General features: G+C 65.5%; 21 protein-coding genes and 2 pseudogenes. 13 read left to right on the forward strand and 10 right to left on the reverse strand.

Annotated elements, in window-relative coordinates:
* Nucleotides 1-153: 153 nt before the first annotated feature.
* A complete protein-coding gene (infB, locus tag A6E15_RS13750; RefSeq protein WP_076147022.1) occupies nucleotides 154-1,953 on the forward strand; it encodes a translation initiation factor IF-2 in 1,800 nt (599 codons plus the stop codon).
* A gap of 569 nt (nucleotides 1,954-2,522) precedes the next feature.
* Here infB and A6E15_RS13755 read toward each other — a convergent pair.
* Nucleotides 2,523-3,440 carry a PH domain-containing protein gene (locus A6E15_RS13755; RefSeq protein WP_245800581.1) on the reverse strand — a complete coding sequence of 306 codons (918 nt, stop codon included), beginning with the start codon at nucleotides 3,438-3,440 and terminating at the stop codon, nucleotides 2,523-2,525.
* Nucleotides 3,441-3,620: 180 nt separating this feature from the next.
* On the opposite strand from A6E15_RS13755, the gene A6E15_RS13760 reads away from it, so the two are divergent.
* The 4 genes from A6E15_RS13760 to A6E15_RS13775 all read left to right on the forward strand — a co-directional run bounded on the left by A6E15_RS13760 (nucleotide 3,621) and on the right by A6E15_RS13775 (nucleotide 7,021).
* Nucleotides 3,621-3,971: a hypothetical protein gene (locus A6E15_RS13760; protein WP_076147026.1), complete on the forward strand. Its 351-nt coding sequence runs from the start codon at nucleotides 3,621-3,623 to the stop codon at nucleotides 3,969-3,971.
* A gap of 124 nt (nucleotides 3,972-4,095) precedes the next feature.
* Nucleotides 4,096-5,778: a glutamine hydrolyzing CTP synthase gene (gene pyrG, locus A6E15_RS13765; RefSeq protein WP_076147028.1), complete on the forward strand. Its 1,683-nt coding sequence runs from the start codon at nucleotides 4,096-4,098 to the stop codon at nucleotides 5,776-5,778.
* Nucleotides 5,778-6,695, forward strand: a complete 918-nt coding sequence (gene guaA, locus A6E15_RS13770; protein ID WP_076147030.1) for a glutamine-hydrolyzing GMP synthase — start codon at nucleotides 5,778-5,780, stop codon at nucleotides 6,693-6,695. Before pyrG ends, guaA begins: the two co-directional genes overlap by 1 nt.
* Nucleotides 6,692-7,021 (forward strand): DUF7126 family protein, encoded by a 330-nt coding sequence (locus A6E15_RS13775; RefSeq protein WP_076147032.1) that lies wholly within the window; start codon nucleotides 6,692-6,694, stop codon nucleotides 7,019-7,021. Before guaA ends, A6E15_RS13775 begins: the two co-directional genes overlap by 4 nt.
* Nucleotides 7,022-7,552: 531 nt before the next feature.
* Here the strand turns inward: A6E15_RS13775 and A6E15_RS13780 are convergent.
* Nucleotides 7,553-8,269 (reverse strand): annotated as a pseudogene (locus tag A6E15_RS13780) (5-formyltetrahydrofolate cyclo-ligase).
* Between the two features lies 1 nt (nucleotide 8,270).
* Nucleotides 8,271-8,837: a MogA/MoaB family molybdenum cofactor biosynthesis protein gene (locus A6E15_RS13785; protein WP_076147034.1), complete on the reverse strand. Its 567-nt coding sequence runs from the start codon at nucleotides 8,835-8,837 to the stop codon at nucleotides 8,271-8,273.
* 156 nt (nucleotides 8,838-8,993) lie between these two features.
* On the opposite strand from A6E15_RS13785, the gene A6E15_RS13790 reads away from it, so the two are divergent.
* Together A6E15_RS13790 and A6E15_RS13795 are read left to right on the forward strand one after the other, a co-directional pair.
* The gene (locus tag A6E15_RS13790) at nucleotides 8,994-10,019 is read left to right on the forward strand and encodes a zinc-binding dehydrogenase (protein ID WP_076147036.1); all 1,026 of its coding nucleotides are present in this window, start codon (nucleotides 8,994-8,996) and stop codon (nucleotides 10,017-10,019) included.
* A gap of 142 nt (nucleotides 10,020-10,161) precedes the next feature.
* Nucleotides 10,162-10,473, forward strand: coding sequence for a hypothetical protein (locus tag A6E15_RS13795; protein WP_076147037.1), 312 nt, complete (start codon nucleotides 10,162-10,164; stop codon nucleotides 10,471-10,473).
* 11 nt (nucleotides 10,474-10,484) lie between these two features.
* Here A6E15_RS13795 and A6E15_RS13800 read toward each other — a convergent pair whose 3' ends face one another.
* Complete coding sequence (locus A6E15_RS13800) at nucleotides 10,485-10,790, reverse strand: DUF7853 family protein (RefSeq protein ID WP_076147039.1); 306 nt, start codon at nucleotides 10,788-10,790, stop codon at nucleotides 10,485-10,487.
* Nucleotides 10,791-10,999: 209 nt separating this feature from the next.
* Here A6E15_RS13800 and A6E15_RS13805 point away from each other — a divergent pair, with 209 nt between their 5' ends.
* The 4 genes from A6E15_RS13805 to A6E15_RS13820 all read left to right on the forward strand — a co-directional run bounded on the left by A6E15_RS13805 (nucleotide 11,000) and on the right by A6E15_RS13820 (nucleotide 13,797).
* Complete coding sequence (locus A6E15_RS13805) at nucleotides 11,000-12,049, forward strand: hypothetical protein (protein WP_076147041.1); 1,050 nt, start codon at nucleotides 11,000-11,002, stop codon at nucleotides 12,047-12,049.
* The gene (locus A6E15_RS13810; RefSeq protein ID WP_076147042.1) at nucleotides 12,046-12,780 is read left to right on the forward strand and encodes a class I SAM-dependent methyltransferase; all 735 of its coding nucleotides are present in this window, start codon (nucleotides 12,046-12,048) and stop codon (nucleotides 12,778-12,780) included. Before A6E15_RS13805 ends, A6E15_RS13810 begins: the two co-directional genes overlap by 4 nt.
* A gap of 352 nt (nucleotides 12,781-13,132) precedes the next feature.
* Nucleotides 13,133-13,375, forward strand: a complete 243-nt coding sequence (locus A6E15_RS13815; protein ID WP_066303967.1) for an AbrB/MazE/SpoVT family DNA-binding domain-containing protein — start codon at nucleotides 13,133-13,135, stop codon at nucleotides 13,373-13,375.
* A complete protein-coding gene (locus A6E15_RS13820) occupies nucleotides 13,372-13,797 on the forward strand; it encodes a type II toxin-antitoxin system VapC family toxin (RefSeq protein WP_076147043.1) in 426 nt (141 codons plus the stop codon). The genes A6E15_RS13815 and A6E15_RS13820 overlap by 4 nt, the downstream gene beginning before the upstream one ends.
* A gap of 53 nt (nucleotides 13,798-13,850) precedes the next feature.
* On the opposite strand, the gene A6E15_RS13825 is transcribed toward A6E15_RS13820, so the two are convergent.
* On the reverse strand, nucleotides 13,851-14,378 hold the full coding sequence (locus tag A6E15_RS13825; RefSeq protein ID WP_076147045.1) for a hypothetical protein: 528 nt from the start codon (nucleotides 14,376-14,378) through the stop codon (nucleotides 13,851-13,853).
* Nucleotides 14,379-14,603: 225 nt separating this feature from the next.
* On the opposite strand from A6E15_RS13825, the gene A6E15_RS13830 reads away from it, so the two are divergent.
* Complete coding sequence (locus A6E15_RS13830; RefSeq protein WP_076147046.1) at nucleotides 14,604-14,876, forward strand: IclR family transcriptional regulator; 273 nt, start codon at nucleotides 14,604-14,606, stop codon at nucleotides 14,874-14,876.
* A 29-nt stretch (nucleotides 14,877-14,905) separates the two neighbouring features.
* Nucleotides 14,906-14,998 (forward strand): annotated as a pseudogene (locus A6E15_RS21445) (ArsR family transcriptional regulator); the annotation flags it as partial.
* A gap of 5 nt (nucleotides 14,999-15,003) precedes the next feature.
* On the opposite strand, the gene A6E15_RS21045 reads toward A6E15_RS21445, so the two are convergent.
* The 5 genes from A6E15_RS21045 to A6E15_RS13855 form a co-directional block, all read right to left on the reverse strand.
* Nucleotides 15,004-15,663, reverse strand: a complete 660-nt coding sequence (locus A6E15_RS21045; protein ID WP_175607265.1) for a hypothetical protein — start codon at nucleotides 15,661-15,663, stop codon at nucleotides 15,004-15,006.
* A gap of 3 nt (nucleotides 15,664-15,666) precedes the next feature.
* A complete protein-coding gene (locus tag A6E15_RS13840) occupies nucleotides 15,667-16,608 on the reverse strand; it encodes a hypothetical protein (protein ID WP_076147049.1) in 942 nt (313 codons plus the stop codon).
* Between the two features lie 184 nt (nucleotides 16,609-16,792).
* On the reverse strand, nucleotides 16,793-17,845 hold the full coding sequence (locus A6E15_RS13845) for a glycoside hydrolase family 15 protein (RefSeq protein ID WP_076147051.1): 1,053 nt from the start codon (nucleotides 17,843-17,845) through the stop codon (nucleotides 16,793-16,795).
* Complete coding sequence (locus tag A6E15_RS13850) at nucleotides 17,842-18,564, reverse strand: class I SAM-dependent methyltransferase (protein WP_076147053.1); 723 nt, start codon at nucleotides 18,562-18,564, stop codon at nucleotides 17,842-17,844. Before A6E15_RS13850 ends, A6E15_RS13845 begins: the two co-directional genes overlap by 4 nt.
* 1 nt (nucleotide 18,565) lies before the next feature.
* Nucleotides 18,566-19,927 carry a glycosyltransferase family 4 protein gene (locus tag A6E15_RS13855; RefSeq protein WP_175607266.1) on the reverse strand — a complete coding sequence of 454 codons (1,362 nt, stop codon included), beginning with the start codon at nucleotides 19,925-19,927 and terminating at the stop codon, nucleotides 18,566-18,568.
* Between the last annotated feature and the right edge of the window lie 5 nt (nucleotides 19,928-19,932).

Below are 19,932 nucleotides of genomic sequence, written 5' to 3' on the forward strand. Positions count from 1 at the left end.
AGGCGAGCGGAGCGCCGGAACGGCCGGTCCCGGCTCGAGCCGTCGGGCGCCGATACTCGGCGGTCGATCGCGGCGGTCCCGGAACGCGGATGACGATGGGTTTAACTACGGCGCTACGGACGATTTAGGTAAGACCTTCTCGGGTGGTTCATCATGTCGGACACGGATACACGCGACCCCACATCCCTCAGAACGCCGATCGTCGCCGTCCTCGGACACGTCGATCACGGCAAGACAAGTCTCCTCGACAAGATCCGCGGCTCCGCGGTCATCGAGGGCGAAGCAGGCGCGATCACTCAGCACATCGGCGCGACCGCCGTCCCGCTGGACATCATCTCGACGATCGCGGGCGATCTCGTCGATCCGGACGATTTCGACCTCCCTGGCCTCCTCTTTATCGACACACCGGGTCACCACTCCTTTACGACGCTACGATCGCGCGGGGGCGCGCTGGCCGACATCGCAATCCTCGTCGTCGACGTCAACGACGGGTTCCAGCCCCAGACGCTCGAGGCCCTGGACATCCTCAAGCGCTCGGAAACACCCTTTATCGTCGCGGCCAACAAGATCGACACCGTTCCGGGCTGGACGGAACACGAGGACGCGCCGATCAACGACACCTACGAGTCCCAGACCGATCGCGTCCGCGAGCGCCTGGACGAGAGCCTCTACGAGATCATCGGCAACCTCTCGGACGAGGGCTTTTCCGCCGACCTCTACTGGCGGGTCCAGAACTTCCAGCGCAACGTCGGCGTCGTCCCCGTCTCGGCGATGACCGGCGAGGGCGTGCCCGACCTCCTGACCGTCATGATGGGGCTCTCCCAGCGCTACATGAAAGAGGAAATGGAGATCGACGTCGCCGGCCCCGGCGTCGGCACCGTCCTCGAGGTCAAAGAGGAGAAGGGGTTCGGGACGACCATCGACACGGTGCTGTACGACGGCACGATCCGGGCCGACGACACGCTCGTCGTCGGCGGGCAAAACGAGCCGATCGTCACCGAGGTCCGGGCCCTGCTCCAGCCCCGCCCGCTCGCGGAGATCCGGACCGAGAGCCGCTTCGAGACGGTCGAGGAGGTCTCGGCCGCCTCGGGGATCAAGGTCGCCGCGCCGGATCTGGCGGACGCGATGGCCGGCGCGCCGGTCCGGGTCGTCCGCGACCGCGACCTCGACGACGTGATCGCGGAAGTCCAGGCCGAACTGGCCGACATCGCCGTCGACACGGCCGAGGAGGGCGTCGTCGTCAAGGCCGACACCCTGGGCAGCCTCGAGGCGATGGCCGATGCCTTGGGAGAAGCCGAGGTCCCGATCGTCCGCGCGGAGGTCGGCGACGTCGCGCCGCGTGACGTCTCGGTCGCCTCGACCGCCGAGGACCCGAAACAGCAGGTGATCCTCGGGTTCAACGTCGACACGTTAGACGACGCCGAGCAACGCGCGGAGATCGACGACGTCGAGATCTTCACCGACGAGGTCATCTACCAGCTCGTCGAGGGCTACGAGGAGTACGTCGAAAACATCGAGCAGGCCCAGCAGGACACCATCCTCGAGAACATCACCCGGCCCGCCCGCTTCCGCATCCTGCCGGATCACACCTTCCGCCAGAACGACCCGGCGGTCGTCGGCGTCGAGGTGAACGCCGGGACGATCCAGACCAACGCCAACGTCGTCACGTTCGAGGGCAACGAGCCCGAGCGCGTCGGGCAGGTCAAAGGCATTCAGGAACAGGGCGAGGACGTCGACGAGGCCCGCGCGGGCAACCGCGTCTCGGTCGCCATCGACGGGCCGACCGTCGGTCGGGACATCGAGGAGGGCGATCGGCTCTGGATCGAGATCCCCGAGAAACACGCGAAGATCTTAGAGCAGGAACTGGCAAGTGAGATCCCCGGCGACGAACTCGAGGCGCTGAACATGTACCTCGACAAGCAGCGCAACCGGGACCCCTTCTGGGGGAAGTGAATCCGTTCGGAATCGCGGGCGGCATCTCGTTCTTGACTACCCACTCGACGTGCGGTGGCGCGCGCTGCTCCGCGGTGAGTCGCTGACGAACCGCGGTGCGACACCGTGCGAGGTTGTCGCGAGTAGTGCGGGACCGTTGGTCCCGCAGACCATGCGAACGGGTGCTTTGCACCCGTGAGCAGATGAAACGAGCGACTGCTTGGAAGACGCGAAGCGTCTTCCAGTGGATGAGCGAGCGACTTCGGAGCGAGCGTTAGCGCGGGACTGCAGGTCCCGCGAACCGTCCGAACGGGTGCCATCGCACCCGTGCGGAGAAATCGGCTGGGGAGGGCGTGGCTACTCCGCGTTGCCACGGTAGCAGGACGCGTTCCCTTTCGCTCGGCATCGTCTCGAGTACAGTATCCCGCGCCGTCAGTCGGTTAGTCGTTCATCGCCTCAAGCCGAACCTCCGCCCCGCCCTCGAGCCCCGACAACGATCCGGGCTCCTCGAGTCGGCCGACGACGGTCACGGGTGCGGCGGCGCGGGGCTCACCCCGGCTTCGCCGGCCGGCGTCGGACCCCAGAACCGCTCAGTCGGCGCTTCCGACGGCCATCGAACGCTCCTCGGCGCGCCGACGGGTGCGCTCGAGCGCCGCGACGACCGCGTCGGCGTCGTCGATGGCCGCCCGGTCACAGCGGAGGTCGAAGACGCCGCTGTCGAGGCCAAAGCGCCGCCGTTCGACGACGAGTTCGTCGTCGGTCAGCCGGACGCCGTCGACCGTCTCCCAGGGGATGAATCCCTTCCAGAACGATCGGTCGACGACGAGGCCGGCCTCGTGGACGTGGACCGTCGGCGGGTTCCAGCGGTCGGTCTCGTCGAGTTCGTACCAGCCGTACCGCCGCGAGAGGATCATGACGGCGCCGTAGACGACCCAGAACGGCCCGAGGTACCACTCTCCCTGCGAAATACTGACGAGCCCGGCGAGGATCATGAACGCCATAATGACCGTATAGGCCGGTTCGCCGGTCCAGCCGCCGCTTCGCTGCCACGTCCACGTCGTGGCGGGGTCGTCGGCCGTGAGCGCGTCGACGTACCGGTTTTTCGCCATCCGGTCGAGGCCAAAGCCCGAGACGCCGGCCAGAACGGCTACAACGACGGTCAGGATGACGAACCGACCGGTGTCGTCGATCGGCATGATCTCGGCAGTAAAGAGAAGCGCCGTAAACGCCGCCGCCGGGGCGTAACAGCCGAGTCGTCGCCAGCGGCTCCGGCCGATACGCTCGGGCAGTCCCCGCGCCCGGCTGGCGTAGATGTGGCCGACGATGGCGACGGCAGTCACCGTACTCGGCAGGATGCCAAGCAGCGCCGCCGTCCCCACGTCGGCGAGCAGCCCCGCGATTGCGACGATCCCGGTGACGACGATCCCGAGGTAGAACCCGAACCCGGCCTGAAAGCCGATGTCGGGCTCGCTCACCTCGAGGGGACGGCGTCGTTCGTACGATGCCACGGTGTTCGAGACATCGGGTCCCGGGTATAAAATAAGATCGGTACTCTTAGTCCGATTACACGCCCGCTGATCCTCGATTTACCCGCCGGTGCCCGCGATCGACGGCGACGGACCAGTGACGCGAGATCGGCCGGCGAGTTCCAGTACGAGAGTTACCACACTGCAGCTCGTGGCTGGTGTATGCTCGTACAACTCCACCAGTACGAACACGAGGAGGTCCAGTTCGACGACAACCGAACGACCGGCGAGTCCCAGACCGAGGACGCGGTGAACCCGGACGCGGACGACTACTTCGGGGCCGAGATGGACGAGTTCGACGTCGAGACGTGGGACACCGTCGAGTACGAGGGCGACCCGAGCCAGCGCCGGTCGGTCACGATCGACGGCGTCACTGCCGTTTCGGTGCCACGGAACGCCGACGAGGACGATCCGGGCCTCCCCGGCCGGACGATCCAGATGCGAATGGAGGGCGGGAACGAATCCCTCGAGCAGGCCGAAATCGTCGAAGTACAGGACGAGGCACCCGGATGAGACTCGGCGCCGGACGAACGTGGCAGTGACAGTGAGCATCCCCGACGGTACTGGGAGATGACAACCCCTGTCGGGGGCAGTTCGCTCCCGAAATCGTTTTCAAGCGGTCGCGCGCACACTCGGTATGCCGACGGAATCGGACACTCATTATGACCCCTCGCTGGGGAACAAGTTCATCTTCGTCACCGGCGGCGTCATGTCGGGGCTCGGCAAGGGGATTACGGCCGCGAGTACCGGTCGACTCCTCAAAAACGCCGGGTTCGACGTCACCGCGGTGAAGATCGACCCGTACCTGAACGTCGACGCGGGAACGATGAACCCCTACCAGCACGGGGAGGTCTACGTCTTGGAGGACGGGGGCGAGGTCGACCTCGATCTGGGGAACTACGAGCGGTTCCTCGACATCGACATGACCTCGGATCACAACATCACGACGGGCAAGACCTACCAGCACGTCATCGAGAAGGAACGCGCCGGCGACTACCTGGGCAAGACCGTCCAGATCATCCCCCACATCACCAACGACATCAAACGCCGGATCCGGGAGGCCGCCGAAGGAACCGACGTTTGTATCATCGAAGTCGGCGGTACCGTCGGGGACATCGAGGGAATGCCCTACCTCGAGGCGCTGCGCCAGTTCGCTCACGAGGAACCCGAGGAGAACGTCCTCTTCACCCACGTCACCCTCGTCCCCTACTCGAAAAACGGCGAACAGAAGACCAAGCCGACCCAGCACTCGGTCAAGGAGGTCCGCTCGATCGGCCTCCAGCCCGACGTGATCGTCGGCCGCTGCGAGGATCGGCTGGATCCCGAGACCAAAGAGAAGATCGCGCTGTTCTGTGACATTCCCACGGAGGCCGTCTTCTCGAACCCCGACGTCGAGGACGTCTACCACGTCCCGCTGATGGTCGAGGACGAGGGGTTAGACCAGTACGTCCTCGAGCACTTCGGGCTGGCTGACGATGCCCTGCCGGCCGGCGAGCGATCGAACGAGTGGCGCGAGATCGTCACCAGCGAGAAAAACGGCGCGGTCGACATCGCCCTGGTCGGCAAGTACGACCTCGAGGACGCGTACATGTCGATCCACGAGTCGCTGAAACACGCCGGCTTCGAGGTCGGCAGCGACGTGAACGTCCACTGGGTCGCGGCCGACGACCTGAGCGAGGGCTACGACGGCCAACTCGAGGGCATGGACGGTGTCATCGTCCCCGGGGGCTTCGGGATGCGGGGCTCCGAAGGAAAGATCCGCGCGGTCCAGTACGCCCGCGAGAACGACGTGCCGTTCCTGGGCCTGTGTCTCGGCTTCCAGATGGCCGTCGTCGAGTACGCCCGGAACGTGCTCGGTCTCGAAGGAGCTCACTCCGCCGAGATGGACGAAGACACGCCCCACCCGGTCATCGACATCCTGCCCGAACAGTACGAGGTCGAGGACATGGGCGGCACGATGCGACTCGGCGAGCACACGACCGTCATCGAACCCGAGACGCTGGCCTACGACCTCTACGGCGACACCTCCTGTTCCGAGCGCCATCGCCACCGCTACGAGGTCAACCCCGAGTACTTCGACGCCTTCGAGGACGAGCCGCTGACGTTCTCCGGCACCGCGGGCAACCGGATGGAGATCCTCGAACTCGAGGACCACCCGTTCTTCGTCGGGACGCAGTTCCACCCCGAGTACACGTCCCGACCCGGCCAGCCGAGCCCGCCGTTCCTGGGGCTGGTCGAGGCCGTTCTCGAGGGACCGGCCGATGACGACGACACCGAACCCGCAGACGACGCCGACGCGGAAACCGAGGTAACCCACTGATGGTAGACACCGAGACGTTCGTACCCGACGCAGTCGCAGAGATCGAAGACGAAATCGGCGATGCAAACGCCGTCATCGCCCTTTCGGGCGGCGTCGACTCCTCGACGGCCGCCGCGCTGGCGTACGAGGCGATCGGCACCCAGCTCACGGCCGTCTACGTCGACACCGGCCTGATGCGGAAGGGTGAAACCGACGAGATCCGCGAGACGTTCGACTACATGGACAGCCTCCGGATCGTGGAGGCCCAGGACCGCTTCCTCGAGGCGCTTTCCGGCATCACCGACCCGGAGGAGAAACGCCACATCATCGGCGAGCAGTTCATCCGGGAGTTCGAGACGGTCGCGAACGAGGTCGACGCGGACTACCTCGTCCAGGGGACGATCTACCCCGACCGCATCGAGAGCGAGGGGACGATCAAGTCCCACCACAACGTCGGCGGCCTCCCCGAAGTCGTCGACTTCGAGGGCATCGTCGAGCCCATGCGCGACCTCTACAAGGACGAGGTCCGCGAGGTCGCCCGCGCGCTCGACCTCGAGGAGGTCGTCTCCGAACGCATGCCGTTCCCCGGTCCCGGCCTCGCCGTGCGGATCATCGGCGAGATCACCGAGGAGAAGTTGGACGTCGCCCGGGAGGCCAATCACGTCGTCGAGGAGGAACTCGAGGAGTACGAGCCGTGGCAGGCGCTGGCGGCGGTCATCGGCAAGGCCACCGGCGTCAAGGGCGACAACCGCGTCCACGGCTGGGTCGTCTCGGTGCGCTCGGTCGAGTCCCGCGACGGGATGACCGCCCGCGCTCAGGAGATCGACTGGGACACCCTCCAGCGCATTCAGTCCCGAATTACGGGGTCCCACGAGAACGTCGCCCGCGTCGTCTACGACGTGACCCACAAACCGCCCGCGACCATCGAGTACGAATGAGTGCCACGACCGCGGTCGTCGCCGGGGACGACGAGGACGGCATCGGCGCGGCCCTCGAGAACGCGGGCGTCGACGTGACCCGCGTCACGGGCGTCGTCTCCCGCCCCCAACTCGAGGAAGCCGGCGTCGTCGAGGCCGACCTCTACGTCCTGACCGACGTCGGGCAGGCAACGACGATCCCGATCGTCTGCGATCTCAACGAGGACGTCCGGACCGTCGTCTACGCCCGCCGGACGGTCCCGGAGTTCGTCAAGGGGCAACTCGACATCGCGATCGACCCGCAGTTGATGGACGCCGAAATCGTCGCCGACGAACTCGTCGACTGATACGAATTGCTGTCCCGATGTCCCGGCGCACCCGCCGCCGGGTCGTGGGTGCGCCGGCGACGATTGACAGGAAACCGCCGCCGGAACGCCGGTCACGGGGTGCCAACGCGGTAGCAGCTGACTTCGCCGTCGGCCGAGCGCCGGCCCGAAGCGTCCGTTCCGCGGACCGTCACCGTTCGCTTTCATTACGTTCGGGATACCCAGTATAAACCGTCTTACGGCGAATATCGAGCCGATAAAGCCGTGTTGAATTCGGTGAAACTCGGCGTAAGAGCGGTATACCATCACCGCCGTTCAAGTGGGAACGGCCGCTACTGTCGCGTGGAGGTCGACGGGCAGACCCCAAGGCACCCACCACCTGTTCCCGCGACTTCCAGCAACCCCACCACAGCACCCTTCCCCCACCACTGCCAACCGATTCTCGCCGACGCGAGCCCCCCACCGGCTCGCGTCACACCCTGCGACCCTGGCATTCGGGGCACGGCCGCGCCGTGCCCCGGGGATGGATCCCCCCTTTCCTCGAAGGCCGAACTACTGCTCCCGGAGCCGCCGGAGGACCGGGATCTCCGCGAGTCGCTCGTCGTCAAGCAGCGCCCAGTCGATGCCGGTCGGCTGGTCGCCGGTCTCGGGCCGAACGACGCGGTCGGGCGTGACCACGAGGTCCATCGCGACGTCGTGGCTCCCGATCGCGACCGGGCCGTCGATCACCTGCCGGTCGTGGATCGTCGTCGCGACCGGGGTCGCGTCGTCGACGAGGCCGAGGTCCCGGAGGACGGCGTACTCGAGATCGCTGTAGCCCTCGCCCTTGCCGATCCGGCCCCCGCTCTCGGTGACGGCGACGCTTCCCGAGACGATCAGGTCGACCCGGTCGACCGCGTCGGGGCCGACCTGCTCGCCGTGTTCGGACGAGCCCGAGACGGTCGTTGCCGCGTCGTAGTCCTCGAGTTTGGCGGGATCGAGCTTCAGGAAACACTCCTCGTCACGGAGACGGGGGACCGCCATGTAGACGGTCTTGCCCTCGCGTAACGCCCGCCGGCGGACGGGCAGTTGCGGCGCGTCGGGGTTGGCCTTGATCGACGTCGCCCGCTCCCATTCGGGTTGCTCGGCCAGTCGGTCCGCGGCGGCGTCGGCCCCCGCGAAATTCGGGATCCGGCCGTGGGGCGGGAACGGGAACCGCGCTTCGCCGCTGTCCTCGAGGGCGTCCTAGACCCGCTCGCGGACGGGCGCCTTCTCGAGTGGCTTGCCCACGTCAGGCACCCCCGTCGGCGGGTTCGGCTCCGTTCGCGTCGGTCGGTTCCTCGTCGGCGTCGGACGCCTCGTACCCGGCGCGCTCGACGAGGGTGGACGCTTCCGCGAGGACGATCTCCTCGAGGGCGAGCCGGGTCGCGTCGACGTGGCCCGGCAGGCAGAAGACCGGCGTGCCGTCGGCGACGCCCGCGAGCGTCCGTGTGCCGACGACCGCCGTGCCGACCCGCTCGTACCCGAGGACGGTAACGAGTTCGCTGAACGCGGCCAGCTCCTTCTCCAGCAGCGGTTCGACGGCCTCGATCGTGATGTCGCCGGGCTCGACGCCGGTCGCGCCGGCCGTGATCACGATATCGACGTCGTCGCGGTCGAGCAGCCGCGAGACGATCGACTGGACCGTATCGTGGTCCGATTTGACGTGTTCCCGCACCGTGACTTCGTGGCCGTCGGCTTCGAGGAGGTCGTTGACCGTCTCCCCGGCCGCGTCCTTCTCGAGGTCGCGGTCCGAGGCGATCGTGATGACGCCGGCACAGAGCGTGTCCGCGGCGTCGTCCGCGTCGGTCTCGTCCATACGCCGCCTTCGAAAGCCGGCGGGTAAAAGCTACGCACGAGCGGGCGACCGGCCGCGCCGTTCGACGGCAGCGATCGCCGTCGGCCCGGCGCGAAGTCTCCGCTCGAATGCTGGTAGCCCAACTGTTATGCACGCCGTTTCCGTTGGCTGGTGTATATGCAAGCGGTCCAAATCACGGAACACGGCGACACCGACGTCATCGAGTACGGCGAGTACCCCGACCCCGAGGTCGATCGGGACGAGGTACTGGTCGATGTCAAGGCGGCCGCGCTCAACCACCTCGACATCTGGACGCGCCGCGGCATGCCCGGCCTCGACCTCGAGATGCCCCACATCCCGGGCAGCGACGCGGCGGGCGTCGTCGAGGCGGTCGGCGAGGACGTGACCCGGTTCGAGGAAGGCGACCGGGTCGCGGTCTCGGCCGGCGTCGGCGACCTCCGGATGGACGACCCGACGCTCGACCCGACGTTCCACATTATCGGCGAACACGTCCGGGGCGTTCACTCCGAGTACGCTGCCGTCCCCGAGGACAACCTCATCCCCGTTCCCGAGGGCGTCGACTGGGCGGTCGCCGGCTCGAGCTGTCTGGTCTTCCAGACGGCGTGGCGCATGCTCATCGAGCGGGCCGACCTCGAGGCCGGCGAGAGCGTCCTCGTCCTGGGGGCAAGCGGCGGGGTCGGCCACGCCGCCTTACAGATCGCCGACTACGCGGGCGCGGAGGTCTACGCGACGGGCAGCACGGAAGAGAAGCTCGACTACGCCCTCGAACACGGCGCGGACCACGTCTGTAACTACGAGGAGGAGAACTTCGCGGACTGGGTCCTCTCGGAGACGGACGGCCGCGGGGTCGACGTGGTCGTCGAACACGTCGGCGCGCCCACCTGGCGGGACTCGCTGAAGAGCCTGACCAAGGGCGGCCGGCTCGTGACCTGTGGCGGCACCGGCGGCGGGAACCCCGAGACGGACATCCCGCGGATCTTCTGGGAACAGCTCACGATCATCGGCTCGACGATGGCCACGCCCGAGCAGGTCGACGACGTGATGGAACTGGTCTGGGACGGCACCTTCGAACCCGCGATCCGCGAGGAACTGCCGATGAGCGAGACGCCCCGCGCCCACGAGATCATCGAGAACCGGGAAGGCTTCGGGAAGGTCGTCGTTCGGCCGGACAGCGAACTCTGAGACGGTTTGCCGTCCCGAGTTATCGCATCCTGTGGTCACACCGGCAATAACGGGCAGGAGAACGAACGAGCCACGTCCCGATGACGGTCGGCCGGGTTGGCTAACCGTGAGGGCTTTGAGGATGCGGTCAAAGGATCAGCTAGTGAGTTCGAACGACGACGGCGGCTACGTCCACGATCCGGCGGCGTTCGACGCCGACGACGGGGAGGACGCAGAGTCGGGCGACGGCGGCGACGACTGGGAGCCGACCCACCCGGAGGCGGCCGACCGCGAGTTCGACTGGCGCGGCTGGGTCCTCGTCGGCGTCCTCGTGTTTGCCTTCCTGATCGCCCCGACCGCGATCTATCTCTTTCCGCCTGGCGCGGAGGGGTATCGGTTCGCGTTACTCATCCTGCCGCTTGCCCCGGCTATTCTGCTCGCTGTGACGGCCGTCTGGGCGACGACGCGTCCCTAAAAAACGGTCCCTTAGGCCTCGCGAACGCCTTCGAGGGTCTCGAGGGCGGCCGAACCGTGGACGACGTCCCCGTCCGGAGCGTCATCGCGGTCGACGTACGCCGTCAACGCGGTATAGAGCCGGTCGGCCTGGGAACCGGTGAGTCGCGTCTCGGCGTCGGCTTCGATCGCCTCGAGCGACTCGAGTACCCACTCCGGCGGCGTCTCGTCGTCGTCGAGGGCCTCGTCGAACCGGTTCGACAGGACGTGATGGGCGACCCATTGCTCGTCGCGGGTGAGCGTGACTTCGTACGTCTCGGTTTGTGGTGAGGAACTCATTTCGTCAGACGGGACCGTGTTGTCGGTCCTCGGGCAACGCTACGAACAGCGTGATAATAAGCCTTGTTACTACATGGCATGATTTCCGCGTTCTCCGACGACGGCGGGAGCGTGTCAGGCGGGGGAGATCGGCGGACCCACGGCCGAAAACTGGTCGGACGTCGATCAAAAGCTACTAACAGAATCGCGCCGAGGAACGGGACGACGGAATGGATCTCGCGACGCTGACGGAACCGATCGTGACCGGCCGCGTCGGACACGCGATCTCCCGGCTCGTACCGTCGACGGCCGTCTGGGAGCGCGAGTGGGACGTCTGTTGTGTCCTCGACGGCTGTCGGTACGATCTCATGCGCGAAACCGCGGCCGCCGGCCACGAGTTGCTGCCGGGGCCCGAGAGAGTGGGCTCGCTGTGGTCGGTCGGCTCCCAGTCCGCGGAGTGGATGGACCGGACCTTCGCCCCCGAGTATCGCGAGCGGATGGCCCGGACCGCCTACGTGACCGGCAACCCCTTCTCCTCGCAACCCTGCGAACACATCCTCGTGACCTCCGACGAGGTCCTCCCGCTCTCGGCCGCCGACTTCGGCGTCCTCCACGAGGCCTGGCGCGACGAGTGGGTCGACGACGACATCTCGACGATCCCGCCCGCGCCGCTGACCGACGCCGCGATCGCCGTCTGGCGCGCACGCGAGGAACTGGGAATCGACCGCGTCCTCGTCCACTACATGCAGCCCCACGCCCCCTTCCGGTCCCAGCCGGACTGGTTCTTCGGCTCGGCCGACATCGAACACTGGGGCCAGTTCGTCGAGGCCGACGACGACGAGGAGTTCGACCCCGAATCGCTGACCGCCGAGGAACGGGAGGCACTCGAGGCCTTCGCCCAGGCCGACGACGATGACTCGATGAACGACCCCTGGCTGCGGGTCCGCGAGGGCGACCTCTCCCGCGAGGCGGTCTGGGCGGCCTACCGTGACAACCTCGAGTGGGCCTTGGACGACCTGACCCGGCTCCAGGCAAACTGCGACGGCCGGCTCGCGCTGACCAGCGACCACGGCAACGGCCTCGGCGAGTTCGGCGTCTGGTCGCACCCGCCGGGCACCCCCGCCCCCGCCGTGCGCCGGGTCCCCTGGGTCGTCCGCGAGGGCCGCGACCGGGGGACCTGCGACCCCGAGCTTCCGGCGGGGATCCGCGAGCGCGGTTCGGCCGCCGAGAGCGACGGGGACGAGATCGAATCGCGCCTCGAGGCGCTGGGGTACCGGTGACGAGGACGCTCCGGGACGCGATCTACGCCGTTCGGAAGGCCCGGCTCGGCCTCGAGCGCCGCCGGCTCGATTACGGCCGGGAGACGCGCGAGCGGGCCGACCGGCTGGCCGACGTGCTCCCGGCCTCGGCCGACGAACTCCGCGGATACGAACGCGAGTACGACGACCTCGAGTGGTTCCACGACAGCTACGCCGACCGCGTCGACGAGATTCACGAGGCCGGCGTCGCGACCGACACGACCCACTGGCGCGACGGGGTGACGCTGTACGTCGTCTGTCGCGCGCTCGAGGTCGAGACGGCCGTCGAGACCGGCGTGCTGTTCGGCTCGTTCGACGCGCACATCCTCGCCGCAATGTGCGAGAACGGCGGCGGCACGCTGCATTCGGTGGACCTCCCCGGCGGCCCGCCCGGCCCCTTCGAGTACGGCCACCTGATTCCCGACCGGTGTCGCGATCGGTGGGAACTGCATCGGGGTGACGCGCGGGAGGTCTTGCCCGATCTGCTCGAGCGCGTCGGCCCCGTCGATCTCTTTTTGCACGACTCGGACCACCGGCTGCCCCACATGCGCTTCGAGTACGAGACGGCGTTGGGGCATCTCGGGTCCGGCGGGGTGCTCGCGAGTCACGACGTGCGGCTCTCCGGGCTGTTCGATCGGTTCACCGACGCGAACGGGTTGCAGTCGTGCGTGGTCTGTGATACGGGGATCGCGCGGGTTCCGTCGCGACCGTGACGGAGTGACCGAGTCGCCGTTCACAGCCGTCAGTGCGGTGCGAGTGTCTCAGTCGGTCCCGTAACTATAGTAGTCGCTGAAACGATTTACACACTGATCGCAGCGCTGTCGTGCGATCAGGTGTGCAATGACGTTCAGTGGCTACTATAGATATCGAGGCGACGCTTGAGGACGACACGCGTACCGAACGTCCGAACGATCGTCCCGATCCGGATAAACGCGAGAAGGTCGATCTCTGCCGCCGCGGGAGTCCGTCGAGGAACAGGAGCGGCCTGACACCGACGACCAACGAGTGGAGTCGCTCATGTACACCCACATGTTATTTATGTCGGTCGAGAACCACACGTCACCCATGACGCCGGAGATAGAGGAAGAGACGACAGTCAGTGCACGCGGCGGTGTCACGATTCCGTCCCTCGTTCGGGACCAGCTCGGCATCGAGGAAGGGGACAAACTCCGCTGGCATCTCGACGACGACGGCGATCTACAGATCGAGGTCGTTCACCAGCGAGAGGGCGTCTTCGACGACGTCGAACCGATCGACATGGGGGAGACGAACGCCGTCGACGCCAAAGAGGAGTTCGGGATCGAATGACGGCGGCCGTCGATACGAGCGTTCTCTTCGCCCATCGAAGCGCGCACGACGAGTTTCACGAACGGGCCACGGAGATCATCGCAGGGGTAGATCACGGGAAGTTACCGGAACTCCACATCACGGAGCACGTCCTCGCCGAGACGCTGAACCTCCTCCTCAACAAGGGGACCCACCGGAAGGCGACGCAGACGATGGATCTCCTCATCGAAGGGAGCCACTTTCGACTTCTACACACCCCGAAAACGGACTTCAATTCCACGCAGGCCCTCTTTCGCCGTCATCCGCATCTCTCCTTCGTCGACGCGTCGATCGTCGCGTACATGCAGCGAACGGGGATCGAGTATCTCTACTCGTTCGACGACGACTTCGACTCGGTAGACGGCGTGACGCGAGCGAATTCCGCCGTCGATCCGCGGTCGTAGTCGGCCCGTCTCGGCTTCGCCGTCGATGCCGGCCGTCACGGCGATCGCGTCGATCACTTGCCCGACCGGAATTCGGCCGGCGCTCGAGGCCGCCGATCGGGTTCTGTCCCACCGGGCGTCGGTGGTCGATACAGGTCGAGTCGATCCCCCGATAGCGCGCCGTCGGTTATCTGCTCGGTTTTTTCTCGAGCGACCCCGTCGATCGGCTCGAGCCGGCGTTCGTAGAGCCCCGCGAGGCGTTCGGCGCGCTGGAGCAACAGCGCGCGCCCGGCGTCGGTGAGCCGGTAGGTGACCCCCTGATCGTCGCGTTTCGAGAGCAGGCCGCGCCCGACGAGCGCGCGCAGGTTGGGCTCGAGTCGGGCGCGGCTCACTGCCGGATACCAGTGCTCGAGGGTCCACGCGATCCCCGACGGGTAGCAGGACTTGCCGTCGCGCTCGCGGCGGGCGACCGCCTCGAGGCAGTCGCGCTGGAAGCCGGTGAGTTCGATCCACGCGCGCCGGCCGTCTTTTGACGGGTAGTCGGCTGCTGATGCGTCCGCTCGAGCGGGAGGTTCAAGGTCCCGCGAGTCGTGATCCGACATGGCTTTCGGGTGGGTTACGGAAGCCACGCGGACCGGTGGTAGGGACACCGGGTCCGCATTTTCGAGGACCGAATCGGGCAGCGGTGGGTCCGTCTGGCCTCCATCTTCCACTAACAAGCGGAAGGGTATTATAATTACCCCATATGGGTCCATCAAGGACTCAAATAGTGGCCATCACTTGCATGCCACCAGAAGTTATCATAGGAAAGCGAGACTACCGATTGAATGCGTCCGCTGGTTTCATGGATGACAAAGTCTGATCCTGCAATTCTCGAGGTCTTCGAGGAAGCAGGGATTGCGATCCCGCCAGCGGTTGCAGAATACAATTTGGTAGGGATCTCGAAATCCACAGTAAAAAGACGTCTTCCGGTGTTAGTGGACCACGGCTTACTGGAGAAAGTCGACGATGACCGGGGCTATTACCGGATTACGGATCGCGGCCGTGCTTATCTCAAGGGCGAACTCGACGCCGAGGACTTAGAACCGAGTGAAGACTGAGTAGCGGTGATCCGGTGACTGGATACAGAATGCGACGGCCACGGGTGGACTGGATGACGCGGGCCGACGATGCGATCCTCGAGTTCCTGCTCAACGAGGGGAACCGGCCTCTCGTCGCGAATTTTTCTCACGAACGAACTGCAAGGGAAACGACGTCCTCAAGCGCGGTTTGGCCAAGTATGAGTTCTCGATATCCTTCGTCAACCAGATCACGAGGATTGACTGTTGCTAGTTCCGTAATCTCTCCTCTTTGCTCAACGACATCGTGTGCGTCAAGACAAATCCGACGGTCATCCCAAGGAATCTCAGAGAGTGCTTCATCGATTTCGGAGTAATCGTTTTCACGACTCCAAATTTCGGTTCTTGCTAGCAGCCACTGCCGGTTTTCGATGGCATTCTGTTCGATGTCACGTGCAAGTTCTCTGAGTCGCTTAATCAGCTCTTCCAACTGAATGAAATTTGTTACCTGGTTTCGGTAGAAATCGCGGAGTGACGTACTGGCGTTGTTATTTCCAACCAGGTTTTGGCGAATTTGTGAAGTATCCATGGAATCCAATTGGCCTTTGTAATCGGAGTTCTGGAGTTGGAAAATATGATCGCGAATCCCGTCCGCAATCTCCTCAGCGAGATCAGGTTCTCTGTTCAGGTATTCATCCTCAACATGGTCGGAGATATACAACGAGAATCCGTTCTCCTCCAGATATTCTCTGCACCGGTAATGGTGTGTGTCGTCCCGAAAACAGTAGCCGAGAGCGACACCAGTATCAAGAAACGAGGCATCAGTCATCGATTAGTGGGACCGAAGCCGTTCGATTTGTTCTTCAATGGTACGAGAGTATGCGCGTGAAACGCCGTCCAGTTCGGTGCTTCGAGAACGATTACCGAGTAGCTCTCGTCTCGTTTCCCGGACGTTGTTTGTGAAATCCGACTTCACGTCAGCTGCATCTTCCTCCCAATCAGCCAGTCGACTGTCGGAAATGTGTTGGCTGTAGTCGAATCGAAGCACTACTCTACTGAGAGCAAAAATGAAGTCGTCGAGGAATTCCGCGATTCGACTGTATTGGACAGATTGATCAAGCATGAGTCGGACCGTGTCATCCCATCGGAGATAGAGCGCCTTCATTTCCTCATGACGCCCTTCATTTTCGGGGTATGCCCCCACCATTGTATCAAGTTTCTGTCGAAGATACTCTTCGTTCGATTCCACCGTCTTCTCGGTTCCTCCTTCGGTAAAGTTCTCCAGACGTTGCTGGCTTCCAAGATCGATTGTGCTTAGTAGCCAGCGTAGTTCACTGTACTCCTGAATGAACCCGCTCTCAGCGTGTTCCTCATACTGATGTTGCTTAATCGCCTCAACATTCTCCCTTCCAAACTCTCGTACAGTCCACTCTACGGAGTCTGTAATCAGTTCGAAACCCTCTTTGGACACGTCAAATGCCTCTATGTCCAATGATTTCGGGATATATTGTTGGCCATCCCAGCCCATTGCTTGAGGTGCATTATAGAACCGCCCGGAGAATTCGTGCTCATTCGTGAGTTCTCCGTACATATACCAGTAGCGGGCAAGTCCAACATCATATTCGTGTGTCTCGAGGAGCTTCCGATCCGCGACACAACAAAGTTTGAGAAACTTCGAACGAGAGATCTGATCGTCGCTCTGATTTTTTAGCTCCCGGAGCAGATGCCAGCCTAAGAACTCCGGTTCGCCGAACTCCGGTTCCTCCTCAGACATTTTATTCGTCAAGCGCTTCGAAAGGGTTACAGTTAATGTTTCCCCTATTATGCAGTCATTTTGAATAGGATCAATGAGAGTACAAAATTCAGTATAATCTACTACCGACAGACATCCCTAAGAACACTCTACCTACTTTTGTTCCTGGTTTTTGGTATCTCAGGACGCACCTGCCCGAATCGGTTCATTCGCACACCGGCTCAGTAAACAGATCGCCGGCCGGCGACAGCCCCGACAACGCGTCCGCGGCCAGCACCGCCGCCCCGCCGGTCCACGTCGGCCGCTCGCCCGGCCAGAACTCCTCGTCCTCGAACTGATAGCCCGTCCAGAAGACCCCCGCATCGTCGGTCCACTGGAACAGCCAGTCGTAGATCTCGCGGGCGCGATCGCGCTCGCCGACGGCGGCCAGCGAGACGACGAGCTCGCAGGACTCGGCGACGGTCACCCACGGTTCGTCCGCGACGCAGCGACAGCCCAGTCCCTCCTCGAGGTACCGATCCATCCCGGCCTCGAGGCGCTTGCGCGCCGGGTCCCCGGTCAGGACCCCACAGAGGACGGGGTAGAACCAGTCCATCGCGTAGCGGGACTTGCTCTCCCAGGTGCGGTCGAACCGGTCGGGCCGCTCGCGGATCGCCTCGCCGAGGTCGGCGCGGGCCGCGAGCCAGCGCTCGCGGGCCTCGTCGCGGCCCAGCGCGTCCGCGATCGCCGCGCCGCAGGCCAGACTCTTGTAGAGCGAGGCACAGCCGGCGACCAGGGCGTCCTCGTAGGGCTCGCCGTCGGGCCCGACGGTCCAGTAGATCTCGCCGGTCGGGGCCTGCTGGCGGCAGGCGAACGCGAGGGCGTCCCGGACGGTCGGCCACAGTGCCTCGAGGAAGTCCCGGTCGCCGGTACAGCGGTAGTGGTGCCAGACGCCGACGGCGACGTAGGCGCTGCGGTGGGTTTCCTTGCGGGGTTCCTCGCCGGCGTGGGCCCCGTCGTTCTCGTCGGCCTCGCCGTAGGTCGCCCACAGCGCCCCGTCGTCGTGCTGTTCGTCGGCGATCCAGCGGTACGCGCGGCGGGCGGCGTCCTCGCGGCCGGCGATCGACAGCGCCATCGCGCTCTCGACGTGATCCCACGGGTCGGCCGGCCCCTCGGGATACCAGAGGATGAGCCCGTCCGAGCGCTGGGCGCGCTCGATGTGGTCGACGGCGGGCTCGAGCCCCCAGTCGGCAAGCGACTCGAGCGTGGCGTTGCTCACGCCGATCCCTCCAGTTCGAAGTAGTAGACGACGCTCTTGCCCAGCGCGGGGTCGAGCCCGCGCTCGAGCAGCCGCACGGGTCGGGGCGACTCGAGGACGTCCCACTCGAGGAACCGATCGTAGGCCCGCAGGGGAAGGGGCGCGTCACCCCGTTGGTCGCGGTCCCACCAGAGGCACTTCAGCCACCAGTAGGGGGCGTGCAGGGCGTGGGCGAAGTGGCCGTCGACCCGCTCGAAGCCGCGGCGTTCGATCGCCGCCTGCAGTTCCTCGCGGTCGAAGATCCGAACGTGGCCGCCCTCGACCTCGTGGTACTCGTCGGAGAGGGCCCAGCAGACCCGCTCGGGGCCGGCCCGCGGGACGCTGACCGCCAGCGTCCCGCCCGGCGCACAGACCCGCCGGAGTTCGTCGAGGGCCGTCTCGTAATCGGGGATGTGTTCGAGGACTTCGGTACAGCAGACGACGTCGAACGCGCCGTCTTCGAAGGGCAGCCGGAGCGCGTCGCCCGACAGGAACGTGACCGGCACGTCCGACTCGGGCGCGATGTACTCCGCGTGATCGTCGCGGGCCGCCTCGAGGTTCGCCCGCTCGAGGTCGAGCCCGACGACTTCGCCGACGTTCTCGAGGGCGGCGGCGTTGACGTGGCGGCCCTCACCGCAGCCGACGTCGAGGACCCGTATCCCGGGGGTCAGCGTCAGCCGATCGAAGTCGATCGTCTCCATCTCAGACACCTCCCGACCGGCTCTCGATGGCGGCCCGATACTCCCGGACCGTCTCGCGGGCGGCCCGTTCCCAGTCGAACTCCTCGACGATGCGGTCCCGGCCGCGTTGGCCGAGTTCGCGGCGGCGCTGGTCGTCGGTCAGCAGGTCTCGGACGGCGTCGGCGATGGCGTCGGCATCGCCCGGTTCGACGAGGACGCCCGCGTCGCCGACCACTTCGGGGAGGCCGCCGCCGGTGGTGGCGACCACCGGGACGCCACAGGCCAGCGCCTCGCCGGCGGGGAGGCCGAAGCCCTCGTAGATCGAGGGGACCACGGCGACGTCGGCGGTGCCGTAGAGTTCGACCATCCGCTCGTAGCTGATCTCGCTGTGGGTCTCGATCGCGTCTCCGATCCCCAGTTCCGAGACCAGCCGGTCGCAGTCGCCGCCCTCGTCGAACTCGCCGACGACGACGAGTTCGGCGTCGATCGACTCCCGGACGGTCGCGAACCCCTCGAGCAAGTGTCGGGCACCCTTCAGCGGAACGTCGGCGCTGACGGTCGTCATCACGCGCGGGCGGTCGTGGTCGCGGTCGATGGGACGAAACAGGTCGGTGTCGATCCCGTTGTGGACGACCCGGATCGAGTCGGGGTCGGCCCCGAAGTCGGTGACGGTGCGGTGTTTGGCCGACTCCGAGACGGTCAGGACGTGGGGCAACCCCTGAATGACTTCGCGTTGCATCCGCAGGAACCGGTACCACCGTCGGGTCAGGAGCCGCTCCGTCCAGTCGTCTGCGGCGGCCAGCGCGGCGTCGCGGTCGACGGTGATCGGGTGATGGACCGTCGCTACGACGGGATGGCCGCGCTCGCGAAGCGTCCGGAGGCCGTGACACAGCGACTGGTTGTCGTGGATCACGTCGTAGTCGGGGTCGTGGTTCTCGAAGTAGTCGACGACCCGGCGGCCGAAGGCGTAGGGATCGGGAAAGCCGCCGGTGAGCGCGCTCAGCCACTCGTAGAGCGCAAGCGGATCCCGCAGATAGGACGGTTCGAACTGCCCCAGCCGGTCGAGTTCGTCGACCACGTTCTCGCCGGGGAGTTTCACCAGTCCGACGTCGTCGTCGAGGTCGGGGTACGGTTTGCCCGAGACGACGTCGACGGAGTGGCCCAGATCGGTCAGCGCTCGACTCAGGTACTTGACGTAGACCCCCTGTCCCCCGGAGTAGGGGTTCGAGCGGTAGCTCAACAGACAGACGTCGAGCTGTCCGTCGGGCCGCTTCGCCTCTGCCGACGGCTCCGCCGTCGCTGCCGTGGCAGTCGACTCCCCCGTCGACGCGGCCGACGTACTGATACTCCCCCGGAGAAGCCGTCTGAGCGTACCCATCACCATCGCAG

The sequence above is a fragment of the Natrinema saccharevitans genome (genome assembly GCF_001953745.1).
Taxonomy (GTDB): domain Archaea; phylum Halobacteriota; class Halobacteria; order Halobacteriales; family Natrialbaceae; genus Natrinema; species Natrinema saccharevitans.